At 55.5% G+C, this 11,244-nt stretch carries 9 protein-coding genes; 2 read left to right on the top strand and 7 right to left on the bottom strand.

Features of this window, described 5'->3' with window-relative positions; genetic code table 11:
• Positions 1 to 6: 6 nt before the first annotated feature.
• The 6 genes from R0I78_RS07795 to gmk form a co-directional block, all read right to left on the bottom strand.
• On the bottom strand, positions 7 to 1,107 hold the full coding sequence (locus R0I78_RS07795; protein WP_317074934.1) for an anhydro-N-acetylmuramic acid kinase: 1,101 nt from the start codon (positions 1,105 to 1,107) through the stop codon (positions 7 to 9).
• Between the two features lie 14 nt (positions 1,108 to 1,121).
• Complete coding sequence (locus R0I78_RS07790; protein ID WP_317074933.1) at positions 1,122 to 1,916, bottom strand: Cof-type HAD-IIB family hydrolase; 795 nt, start codon at positions 1,914 to 1,916, stop codon at positions 1,122 to 1,124.
• 15 nt (positions 1,917 to 1,931) lie between these two features.
• Entirely contained in the window at positions 1,932 to 2,972 is a 1,041-nt protein-coding gene (locus R0I78_RS07785) for an alpha/beta fold hydrolase (protein WP_317074932.1), read from the bottom strand.
• 61 nt (positions 2,973 to 3,033) lie between these two features.
• On the bottom strand, positions 3,034 to 5,142 hold the full coding sequence (gene spoT, locus R0I78_RS07780; RefSeq protein WP_317074931.1) for a bifunctional GTP diphosphokinase/guanosine-3',5'-bis pyrophosphate 3'-pyrophosphohydrolase: 2,109 nt from the start codon (positions 5,140 to 5,142) through the stop codon (positions 3,034 to 3,036).
• A gap of 90 nt (positions 5,143 to 5,232) precedes the next feature.
• The gene (gene rpoZ, locus R0I78_RS07775; RefSeq protein WP_019934519.1) at positions 5,233 to 5,508 is read right to left on the bottom strand and encodes a DNA-directed RNA polymerase subunit omega; all 276 of its coding nucleotides are present in this window, start codon (positions 5,506 to 5,508) and stop codon (positions 5,233 to 5,235) included.
• A gap of 49 nt (positions 5,509 to 5,557) precedes the next feature.
• A complete protein-coding gene (gmk, locus tag R0I78_RS07770) occupies positions 5,558 to 6,187 on the bottom strand; it encodes a guanylate kinase (protein ID WP_026344763.1) in 630 nt (209 codons plus the stop codon).
• Between the two features lie 317 nt (positions 6,188 to 6,504).
• On the opposite strand from gmk, the gene R0I78_RS07765 reads away from it, so the two are divergent.
• Positions 6,505 to 6,810 carry a DUF6482 family protein gene (locus tag R0I78_RS07765; RefSeq protein ID WP_019934517.1) on the top strand — a complete coding sequence of 102 codons (306 nt, stop codon included), beginning with the start codon at positions 6,505 to 6,507 and terminating at the stop codon, positions 6,808 to 6,810.
• Here the strand turns inward: R0I78_RS07765 and R0I78_RS07760 are convergent.
• The gene (locus R0I78_RS07760) at positions 6,801 to 8,759 is read right to left on the bottom strand and encodes a methyl-accepting chemotaxis protein (protein WP_317074930.1); all 1,959 of its coding nucleotides are present in this window, start codon (positions 8,757 to 8,759) and stop codon (positions 6,801 to 6,803) included. The two genes, R0I78_RS07765 and R0I78_RS07760, sit on opposite strands and share 10 nt — an antisense overlap.
• Positions 8,760 to 9,343: 584 nt before the next feature.
• Here R0I78_RS07760 and R0I78_RS07755 point away from each other — a divergent pair.
• Complete coding sequence (locus tag R0I78_RS07755) at positions 9,344 to 11,218, top strand: MrcB family domain-containing protein (protein ID WP_317074929.1); 1,875 nt, start codon at positions 9,344 to 9,346, stop codon at positions 11,216 to 11,218.
• Positions 11,219 to 11,244: the final 26 nt, after the last annotated feature.

The following is an 11,244-nucleotide window of genomic DNA, read 5'->3' as shown; positions in this document are numbered from 1 at the left end:
GTCTCGTCAGTCGGGAAAGTGAATGGCACCCAGCACGGCGGGGCGGCTGGCACCGGTGGCTGCGGGCAGGTTGCCGGGCAGGCGGTGCAGGGTCTGATAAGCCAGCCAGGCAAAGGCCATGGCTTCCATGGCGTCCATATTCACCCCGGCCTCTGTGGTGGTGGCAACCCGCCAGCGGGGCAGCAGGGCGGTCAGCCGCGCCATTAACAGCGGGTTATGGCCGCCGCCGCCGCACACCAGCAGCTCGCCCGCGGGCAGGGCGCTCAGCTGCTGCACCAGCGCGGTGGCAGTCAACTCTGCCAGGGTGGCCTGCACATCGGCCACGGCTTCCTCTCCGGTAAGATGCGTGTTCAGCCAGGCCTCGTTAAACAGCTCACGGCCGGTGCTTTTGGGGGCCGGCAGTGTCAGCCAGGGCTCGCTCAGCAGGCTGTTCAGCAGGGCGGGCAGCACCTTGCCCCGGCGGCCAAGGGCAGCGTCTTTGTCAAAGGGGGCACCGGTATGCCGGCGGCACCAGGCGTCCATCAGCATATTGCCCGGGCCCACGTCGTAACCCAGCACCGGACGGCCCGGCATCAGCACACTGATATTGGCAATGCCGCCGATATTGGCCACTACCCGCAGCCGCTGGGGGTGGCTCAGCACTTGCTGATGAAAGGCCGGTACCAGCGGCGCACCCTGACCGCCCAGGGCCATGTCTTTGCGGCGAAAATCGGTAATGGTGGTAATGCCGGTCAGGGCGGCAAGGCGGTTGCCGTCGCCAAGCTGCAGGGAAAAGGGCAGTGCGGCATCGGGCTGGTGCCACACTGTCTGGCCATGGCAGCCAATGGCGCAGACATCACCGGCAGTCATGCCGGTTTCATCCAGCAGCTGCAGAGTTACTTCTGCATAGGCCTGCCCCAGCGCCACATCCAGCTCGCCCCACTCGCGGGCGGTCACGGCATCGCCGCTGGCGAGGGCCAGCAGCCGCTCCCGCAATGCGGGCTCAATGGGTGCGCTGGTGCTGGCCTTCAGCGTGATTTCACGGCCATTGGTAGCCACCAGTACGGCGTCTATGCCGTCCAGACTGGTACCGGACATAATGCCGATATAATGTTCCATGTGCTGCATTGAGAGTATCCGGATCAAAGCTGATAGAGGCGCGCCAGATAGCGGGCTACGCCGTCTTCATCGGCGCTGAGGGTGCGATCATGGTGGGGCAGGGCGTCCTGCAGCCGGGTGTGGGCATTAGCCATGACTACGCCCTTGCCGGCACGGCGCAGCATTTCATAATCGTTCATGCCGTCACCAAAGGCGATCACCCGTTCCAGCGGTGTGTTGCGCTGCTTTGCCAGCGAGGCCATGGCCGAACCCTTGTTCACCTCGCCGTGCATCACTTCCAGGCAAATGGGCAGCGAAAACGTGATATTGAGCCGGTCGCCGAAGTGGGCCAGCAGCATGTCTTCCACCTTTACCAGCTGATCGTGATCGCCGGCGAAGAACACCTTGTCAATGCCCTCCATGCCCAGGCGGCGCAGGTCGGTAACCCGATAGCGAAAGGCGCTGTCGGGGCTGAAGTCGAGCAGCACTGGCAGTGGCTCTTCCACCAGCCAGTTATCGCCCTGATAAAGGTTAAGATGAACCTCGGGCAGGCGAAAACGAAACAGCAGATCTTCCACCATCTCCGGCGGTATGCTGCGATTATGCAGCAGTTTATCTTGTGCGTCGTGAATGCGGGCCCCGTTGCTGGTGACCAGAGTGACGTTTAATCCGAGCTGATCACGCATGGCGCGCACATCCACATGATGGCGGCCGGTGGCCACAATAAACTCCACGCCCCGGCGGGTCAGCTCGTGCAGCACGTCCTGGGTGTAGCCGGAAATACGGTGCTGGCTGTTGAGCAGGGTACCGTCCAGATCCGAGACGATAACGTCATACATATCAGGCTCCTGAGGTTATGGATGGCGCTCAAAGAAGTCGAGAATGGCGTTAAGGGCCTGCTGGCGCTGGCGATCCTGCTCAATAAACAACTCATGAGACGCCTCTTCTATGATCAGCGGGCCGCCGCCGGCACAGTGCCCCAGTGCCCGGCAAAAGCGGCTCTGGGCGCTGTTGTCTACCACCACGTCTTTGCTGGCCTGCAGCACCAGCACAGGGGCGGCAATGCGGCCGGCATCGGCGATGGCCTGGTCACCGGCGGCCAGCCCCTGTGCCAGCCACTGCAGGCTGACGCCGCCCAGCTGCAGCTCAGGGCGCTGCCGGTACAGCTCACGGAACAGCCGGTAGCGCACTTCACTGTGAGTCAGCTCGTTGTCGGCAAAGGGCGTTTCTTCATAGCCGCCCTGACCGGGCGCATAACAGGCTTCGTGGCCCAGCCAGCGGCAGCCGGTGCCGAGCACAGTCACCAGCCCATCCGCCAGCCGGCGTGGCAGAGGGCCGAGATAAATGCCCATCATGGGTGAAGACAGCGCCGCCGCCTGCACCCGCACTTGGGTTTGCGCCAGCCACTGCGCCGATATGGTGCCGCCCATGGAGTGGGCCAGTAAATATAGCGGCTGCGGGCCGGCGGGCCGCACCACCTGCTGCACAAACTGCTCCAGATCCTGCACATAGTCATTAAAGTCGGTGATGTGCCCCATAATGGGATCGGCGGTAAGACGCTGAGCCAGGCCCTGGCCGCGATGATCGTAAAGGTAAACGTTATAGCCGTTTTCAAACAGATCCCGGGCCAGCTCCTGATATTTGAGATAAGACTCGGTGCGTCCGTTCACGATAACCAGGGTGCGTTCATGTTCGGGGTGAGTGAGCGCGGCCCAGGGCAGGCTGATGTTCTGCTGGCCGGTAAACTGGCTTTCGGTGGCGTGGGCCTGCCAGTATTGCTGCAGACCATTCAGGCCGAGGCCGGTCAGTTCGGCCTCGGTGGTAAAGGAGCGGGTCTGAGCAATGGCAGTATTCATGACAAGGCAAACCCCAAGCAGAAACAGGCGGGCAAGCATGGCGGGCTCCGGTCGGTTCTTGAATGATAAGAATGCTTCCAGTGTAGCCCTCTTACCTGTGTTACTTACGCTGGCGATACACCTTGAGCACGTTGGGCGTAACCCGGATCTTGCGCATGATATTGGCCAGATGAATACGGCTCTTGGTGGTGATCAGCAGATCCACCACATAAACGCGGCCGTCTTTTTCTTCGGTGGCAATGCTGTGAATATTGGCACCGGTGGCGGCAATGACATTGGCCAGCTCCGCCAGTGCGCCCTGATGGTTGATGATTTCGATGGCGATTTCGGTTTTGAATTCGTAATCGAAGTTCTGCTCCATATCCCACTGTACCGGCAGGTATTTATCGGGCTCTTTGTTATAGCCGCGAATATTCTTGCACGACTCCAGGTGCACCACCAGACCCCGGCCCGGGCTGATGTGCGCCACTATGGGATCACCGGGAATGGGGCGGCAGCAGTTGGCAAAGTTCAGCAGCATGTCGTCGGCCCCGCGAATGGGCATTTTCTTCACCGCTTTCTGGCTTTCACCCGGGGTGTCGTCCAGCAGCCGGCGCGCCACCACCACGCTCATGGCGTTGCCCAGGCCAATGTCGGCCAGCAGATTGTGAATGGAGCCGTGTTTGGTGTCTTGCAGCACCCGCTCCACCCGCTCCACCGGAATATCTTCCAGGTTTTTGGCACCCAGTGCGTGGTTAAGCAGGCGCTTGCCCAATAGTACCGATTCTTCGGTGCGCAGGTTTTTGAGGAACTGCCGAATTTTGGTGCGGGCCCGGGAGGTGACCACAAAGTTGAGCCAGGCGGCGTTGGGCCGGGCGCTGGGGGCGGTGATCACCTCTATGGTCTGGCCCGAATGCAGCGGCTGGCTGAGCGGATAAGGCTGACGATCCACCCGGGCACCCACGCAGGCATGGCCAATGTCGGTGTGCACCGCATAGGCAAAGTCGACCGCGGTGGCACCGCTTGGCAGCTCAAGAATACGGCCTTCCGGGGTGAACACATAAATTTCATCGGGGAACAAATCGGTTTTGACCCCTTCGATAAACTCAAAGGAAGAACCGGCGCTCTGCTGCAGCTCCAGCAGGCTTTGCATCCAGCGCTGGGCCCGCACCTGTGCCGTGGTGCCCGAGGCTTCACTGTCCTGTTTATAGGCCCAGTGTGCCGCCACCCCTTTATCGGCCATCTGATCCATGTATTCGGTACGGATCTGCACTTCCACCGGCACCCCATGCGGACCCACCAGAGAAGTGTGCAACGACTGATAGCCGTTGGTTTTGGGAATGGCAATATAGTCCTTGAACCGGCCCGGCCGCGGCTTGAACAGAGTGTGCATCTGGCCCAGCACCCGGTAGCAGGTATCTATGTCTTTTACGATCACGCGAAAGGCATAGATGTCCATTACTTCGTGAAACTGCAGCTCTTTTTTCACCATCTTGTTATAGATGGAGAACAGGTTCTTTTCCCGGCCCTTTACCTGTGCCTCTATATGAGCGTCTTCCAGCCGGCCTTTTATCTCGGCCAGAATGGACTCGATAATTTCACGGCGGTTACCCCGGGCCCGGCGCACCGACTCCCGCAGCACACGGGTGCGCATGGGGTAGAGGGCTTCCAGGCCCAGCTCTTCCAGCTCGTTCTTGATGCTGTGAATGCCCAGCCGGTTGGCAATGGGGGCGTAGATTTCCAGGGTTTCCCGGGCAATGCGGCGGCGTTTGTCGGGACGCAGAGACCCCAGCGTACGCATATTATGGGTGCGGTCGGCCAGCTTGATCAGAATGACCCGAATATCCTGGGTCATGGCCAGCACCATTTTGCGGAAGTTCTCGGTCTGGGCTTCTTTGCGATCCCGGAACTTGAGCTTGTCGAGTTTGGAGACGCCTTCCACCAGTTCGGCCACATCGGCACCAAACTGCTGCTCGAGCATTTCCCAGGTGACCGGCGTGTCTTCTATGGTGTCGTGCAGCAGCGCGGCCATCAGGGTTTCCTGATCCAGGTGCATTTCACACAAAATGCGGGCCACGGCAACGGGATGAGTAATATAGGGTTCACCACTGGAGCGGGTTTGCCCCTGGTGAGCATCGCGGGCAACGATGTAGGCAGCTTTAAGCTGCTCCATCTGCTCGGGCGGCAGATAGGTGACGGCGATTTCTTTCAGTGGTTCAAACAGATACAAGAGAATACCCCGACAAACAAGGCCGTTGACACGCGCTGCAGCAACAAGGGGCCCGCATGGCGCGGGCCCGTCAACAAGGCAATGGCGGTGTTAGCCGCGGCCTTCGGTAATGGCAGCCACAGCTGCCAGCTCGGCGGCTTCCATTTCCTGCTGTTCCTGACGATCCTGGGCGTCCATGACGGCGTGGTTAACCAGACCTTCTTCAATTTCGCGCAGGGCAATAACGGTGGGCTTGTCGTTTTCTTCTTCTACCAGCGCATCTTTGCCCTGAGTAGCCAGCTGACGGGCACGACGGGCTGCAACCAGCACCAGATCAAAACGGTTGCCAACCTGTTCTACGGCATCTTCAACAGTAACGCGGGCCATAACAGACTCCAATGATTAAAAAAGGTGCAAAATTCTAATGGATATTAGCTTATTCCGCCAGTAGCCGGGAAAGCAAGCTCTGGTAACGGGCGGCCTGCTTGCCGGTGTTAGCGCGCTCAGCCTGAACAATGGCGCTGAGCTGATTGAGCGCATGCTCAAAATCGTCGTTCACCAGCAAATAGTCATATTCGTGATAGTGAGACATTTCCGACACTGCCTTGGCCATACGGCCCTTGATTACGTCGGCGCTGTCTTGCTGGCGGGCGTTCAGCCGGCGCTCCAGCTCTTCGCGGCTGGGGGGCAGAATAAAAATGGACTTGGCCCCGGGCGACTGCTCCCGAATCTGACGGGCACCCTGCCAGTCGATGTCGAGCAGAATATCAATGCCTTCTGCCAGCTGCTGATCAATCCATTCACGGGAGGTGCCATAATAGTTGCCGAACACTTCGGCCCATTCATAAAAGGCACCCCGGTCGATCAGGGTTTTAAAATCAGACTTGTCGGTAAAGTGATAGTGCACACCGTTTTCTTCACCCGGGCGAGGGGCGCGGGTGGTGTGCGATACCGATACCTGCAGCCGGCCATCGGTACTGGGGCGGTCGAGCAGAGCCCGGATCAGGCTGGATTTGCCCGCACCGCTGGGGGAAGAAATAATAAAAAGGGTACCGATGTGCGCCATAGTATTTGCCCGTTCGTGATACGTATCCAGCCACCGGCTGGGATCAGGGGCGGCCAATCCTACCAGAAAGACCGGCATAAAAAAATGGCCGCTGCAAAGGCAACGGCCAATTAAAAAGTAACTATAGCTTGCTGCGGAAGTGCCCTCCACGCAGATTTCATTATGATCAGCACGTCGGTTCGGCTCTATCAGTTTTTTCCTGCCGAAAACTTCGTAATTTCCGAGTTATTTTTTTACGGAAACTGATCGGTAAGCCTTGGGGCAGAACACCGGTCTGATAAAAGAATTTGTGTTGAACCTGTAAAAAGGAGTTTTTTATGTGGGAACTGAACACGCTGCTGACCCGGGGCACGAACATAGACACCCTGTTCGTGCACTCCCATGATATGAGCCTTTATACTCTTGAAGCCCAGCTGGGTGAAGAGCGCCGGACTTTAGCAGAAAATGGCCGTGTGCTGTCGTTTCGCAGCATAGAGCACGTCCGTCAGCGTCTGGCCGGATTAAAGGTGACCCGATGCGTGCTGGTGCAGGCCTCGGCCTATCAGGAAATGTGCGGCCAGGCCCCCGCTGCACCACCCATGGAGCTGGAAATGAGCTGGCCCGGCTGGCAGGCTCAGCACTGAAACACCATGACTTTTTCCCGCAGCTGACCTACCTGCAGGCTTAAATGCTGACTGGCACCGGCTGCCTGCTGCACCATGCTGCTGGCCCGGGCACCCTGTTCGGCCAGATGTTGCAGGCCTTCATGGATCTGGCTGATGGCCTCCTGCTGAGCGCGGGTGCTGGTGCTCATGCTGTTATTGATGGCGAACACCTCTTCCATGCGCAGGCTCATATTGTGCAGTTGTTCGCGAGTGCTGGTCAGGCTGTTTAAACCCTGATGGGTGCTGTTGGCGCTTACGTCCATCTGCTCGGCTACCTGCATGCTGGCTGTGCGTAAGTTATCAATAATACTCTGAATTTCCGTAGTGGAGCTTTGGGTGCGCTGAGCCAGCTGGCGCACTTCATCGGCCACCACTGCAAAGCCCCGGCCATGCTCTCCGGCGCGGGCCGCTTCAATGGCGGCGTTCAGTGCCAGCAAATTGGTTTGATCCGAAATACTGCGGATCACTTCCAGTACATGCAAAATGTCGTCACTGTGCCGGCGCAGCGCTTCCATGTGGTTTTTAGCGTCCAGCATATCCTGCTCCAGACGACCGATGGCAACATAACTTTGTTCCAGCTGTTGCTCTGCTGCCTTGAGCACGGCATTGCCTTCTTCCGAATATTGTCCCGCCTGACCGGCATTGCCGGCCACCTCGGTGACCTGGCTGGTGATGTTGTGCATGGCCTGAGTAATCTGCTCCAGTGCCGTTTGCTGCTGATTGAATGAATCGCTGGCTTCGCTGGCACCGCCATGCAATTGGGTCACCACGGCTTCAGTTTCGTCACTGACGTGATGCACTTCGCTGAGGGTTTGCCGCAGCCGGGCGATTAGCCGGTTCAGTTGTTCGCACAGTTCGCCGATTTCCGCCTGATCCCGGGTTGTAAACCGTGTTTTCAGATCCAGATGGCCGGCAATATCGCTGATCTGGCTGCGCAGCGCATTCAGTGGCGCTATCAGGGCTCCGGCCATGGGATAAAGCAAGGCCAGTCCGGCGGTCAGCAACAACACGGCTATACCAAGGGTAAACAGCTCGTTGCGGCGAATTTCCCCGTAAATATCGGCGGTGGGCACTTCGGCTACCAGAAAGCGCTGCAATGCCGGAATCCACAGAGCACCCACAAACAGCTCTTTTCCTTGTTGTTCCATGCGAATAATACGGCCCTGCTCTTGCTGCTGGCTCAGCAGGGCTTTCAGTGCCGGCTGCTGGCTTAAATCGAGTGCTCCGGCCTGAGACATATCAGGATGAATATCCACCAGACCCGACGGCTGCACCAGCATAACGCGGCCTTCAGCCCCGATGCGAAACTCTCTGATAAGCGCGGCCAGCTGCGCCATGTTCATGGCACCGCCGGCCACGTTCAGGGGCTGCCCCTGTAAGTTTTCGGCTTCGCTGCGGTAGTTCACAAACATCAGCAACTGCTCATTACTGAAGGCGTTGGTGTCGAGATTCAGCTCAAAGGGTTGCTTGCGTTGCAGGTAATCGAAATACCAGGCGTCGTCGGCATTGTCGGCCGACATGCTACGCCAGTGCAGCTCACCATTTTCATAATGATGATAACGCACCTGGCCCCCATAGTTGGTAGCCATAAACACAGCGCTGGCGCTTAGCGAACTCAGAGTCTGGGCCATGGCAGCCTTCATGGCGGGCAGTTGCTCCGCCGGTGAGCCGGCTTTAATCCAGTCCAGAATAAAGGGATTGTTAACCAGCGCCTCAGAGCCGGTAATGGCCACATTTAACCGGGACTGAATTTGTGCGGCGATGGCCGACAGGGCAGTGGGCAGCTCGTCGGACTGCAGACGCGCCAGCCGGTCCCGGCTGTTAAACGAAGATTGCAAAATAACAACCAGCAAAACCAGCACAGCCAGGAACAAGGCCATGGCGGTAAACAAACGGGTACGCATGCTAAGGCGGTGCCAGCGATTCATCTTCTTCTCCCTGAAGTACACCGGCATGCCTTGCCGGCGGTGCTTGTGCGCTTGTTTGAATAAACGTTATTGGTATTTATGTGCACAATAGACAAGGTTGTCTGTGTGCAAGTTAGTAGTAATTTGAGTCCTTTTTTGCGACAAGTACAGAGCAATCTGAGAAACAAAATAAAATTTCGTGAAGCAGGTGCCACCATGGAGTGATCGTCGGGTGCAGAGTTAACGCGTTGCGGACGGCCAGAGCCAAGGCCTGCCTGCCATGTGGCGGTGTGTGTAAAAAGTGTACTGGCAAACCTGATTGTGCTCCTGAACTGCCATTGCTAGCATGAAGCCCTTTATATAAAGGCATATAGCTGTTGGTGACTGCAGAAGACTTTTCAGCACTCGATATTTGTGATCTCCATGCGAAACAGCAGTGCGGTTGCGCTCCGCCGACACGCTTCGGGCCCATCCATGGGACGCTCGGCAAATGTCATCCCTGACATTTGACGGTCGGCTGCGGCAATCCCCACTGCTGCTTCGTGTAAGATCGGCGTTGCTTGTGAAAATAGCTCTTCAGCTTCGAGCGTCTCGATGAGGGTACAATGGGATTAACTAACTTATTCAAAAGAGTTTTAGAAGGTTGGCCGCAGGCTAAAAATGAGCAATATTCAGGTCATCCCATCGCTAACCTGATTAGAAATGATCTTCTTGAATATGTTAATAAGATACTTTCAGATGTTGGTGGTGAATATATAACCAAATCAAGCGCAGGTACAGGAAGTTGGGCCGAAGTGCCTTGGTTGTCAATACTAAATCCATCTATAACCACTTCTACGCAGTCAGGTATATATCCTGTTTATCTTTTTAGGGCAGACGGTACAGGAGCTTATTTATCTTTGGGGTTTGGTACTGCTGACTTAAAGGATAAATATGGTACTAAAGGAGCTAAGGGTAAGGCTGGCGAACTAAAGCTAAAAGTTTTAGATAGAGACGGCCGCTTGAAAAATTGGGATTCAGTAGTCGATTTAAAGGCAAAAACAAATAGAGCTAAATCATATGAGTGGGCATCGGTAGGAGCAAAGTTTTATCACGTCGATAATATGCCATCTGAAGAAGAGCTGATTAGTGATCTTAAAGAGCTTCTCGATATATACTCATTTATAAGTGATGTGCTTGAAGAGAATAAAAGTGATAGCCAGGTGGTGTCACAGCGCTTTTCAAAACCTTTCATCCTGCTGGCAGGTATCTCAGGCACAGGGAAAACGCGTTTTGTGCGTGAACAGGCTAAAGCCACAGGATCTATCGAAGAAACCTACTGTTTAACTTCAGTTCGGCCAGACTGGCACGAGCCCAGTGATTTGCTGGGTTACATTTCTCGGTTAGGTGAACAGCCCCAGTATATTGCAACCGATGTATTGCGTTTTATTGTAAAAGCGTGGAAAGAGATAATAGAAGAAATCATCTTTGAAAATGGTGAGCCTGCAGATTGGCGTGGTCGAAAGCTTGCTGAGATAAGGCCTTTCTGGCTGTGTCTGGATGAGATGAACCTGGCACCGGTTGAGCAGTATTTCTCCGATTATCTTTCAATTTTAGAAACGCGAGAGTGGAAAGAGCCAGAACCTGAATCTAAGTTGGACTATTATTATGATTGTGATCCTTTAATTAAAGGTGAGCTGTTTTCTTCTCTTGATAGTGGCCATAAACAAGGGTTTGAAAAGCCGTCGAATCTGCTGGCAAAAGACCTGGGGCTGGACTTAACCGCTGATCCGGATAAAGATATTTGGGCTTATTTCTTAAAATATGGCATTGCCATTCCCTTTAATCTGATTGTTGCCGGCACTGTCAATATGGATGAAACTACCCATGGCTTTTCCCGCAAGGTAATAGACCGTGCATTGAGCTTTGATTTTGGTGAGTTTTTTCCAAATGATTATAATGAGTTTTTCTTGCCTCAAACAAGCCATAAAGCATTAAGCTATCCTATTTGGTCACAAGCAAATAAGGCCGATTTGGCTGATACCATTGATCCCGATGGCACTAAAACCGTTGCGTTTTTAACGGCGGTGAATAAGGTGCTTAAAAACACACCGTTTGAGCTTGCCTACCGTGCTCTTAACGAGTTACTGCTGGCAGTAGTTAGTACCCAGCCACAAGATGATTTGACGCTAAAAGCCGTGTGGGATGACTTTATGATGTGCAAAGTGCTGCCGCGCATTGAAGGCGACAGCGATAAACTCACCACAGCCAACGGCAAGGCACTGTTGGCCGAGTTGAACGCAGTGCTGGCCGAGCAGTTAATGCCCATTTGGCAAGCTGAAGAAAATGATGCTAACCAGCGGCCCGACCTTTATCGTGAAAAAATTGCAGGCACAACAGACGAAGAAAAAGTGCTGTCCATTCCCTGTCGCTCAAAAAGTAAGCTCAAATGGATGAGTGATCGGTTAGCAAGTGCCACCTTTACCAGCTTCTGGCCTTAATGCTTACCGTTAGCGACAGGAGGGGC

The organism is Oceanimonas sp. CAM02 (assembly GCF_032842915.1).
Lineage (GTDB): Bacteria > Pseudomonadota > Gammaproteobacteria > Enterobacterales > Aeromonadaceae > Oceanimonas > Oceanimonas smirnovii.
Note: the sequence above shows the minus strand (reverse complement) of the source record. Positions and strands in the feature narration are given on the sequence as shown.

Coding starts and splice junctions, on each gene's coding strand:
- R0I78_RS07795 (WP_317074934.1), bottom strand. CDS start 1,107: ATGCAGCACATGGAACATTATATCGGCATTATGTCCGGTACCAGTCTG.
- R0I78_RS07790 (WP_317074933.1), bottom strand. CDS start 1,916: ATGTATGACGTTATCGTCTCGGATCTGGACGGTACCCTGCTCAACAGC.
- R0I78_RS07785 (WP_317074932.1), bottom strand. CDS start 2,972: ATGCTTGCCCGCCTGTTTCTGCTTGGGGTTTGCCTTGTCATGAATACT.
- rpoZ (WP_019934519.1), bottom strand. CDS start 5,508: ATGGCCCGCGTTACTGTTGAAGATGCCGTAGAACAGGTTGGCAACCGT.
- gmk (WP_026344763.1), bottom strand. CDS start 6,187: ATGGCGCACATCGGTACCCTTTTTATTATTTCTTCCCCCAGCGGTGCG.
- R0I78_RS07765 (WP_019934517.1), top strand. CDS start 6,505: ATGTGGGAACTGAACACGCTGCTGACCCGGGGCACGAACATAGACACC.
- R0I78_RS07760 (WP_317074930.1), bottom strand. CDS start 8,759: ATGAATCGCTGGCACCGCCTTAGCATGCGTACCCGTTTGTTTACCGCC.
- R0I78_RS07755 (WP_317074929.1), top strand. CDS start 9,344: ATGGGATTAACTAACTTATTCAAAAGAGTTTTAGAAGGTTGGCCGCAG.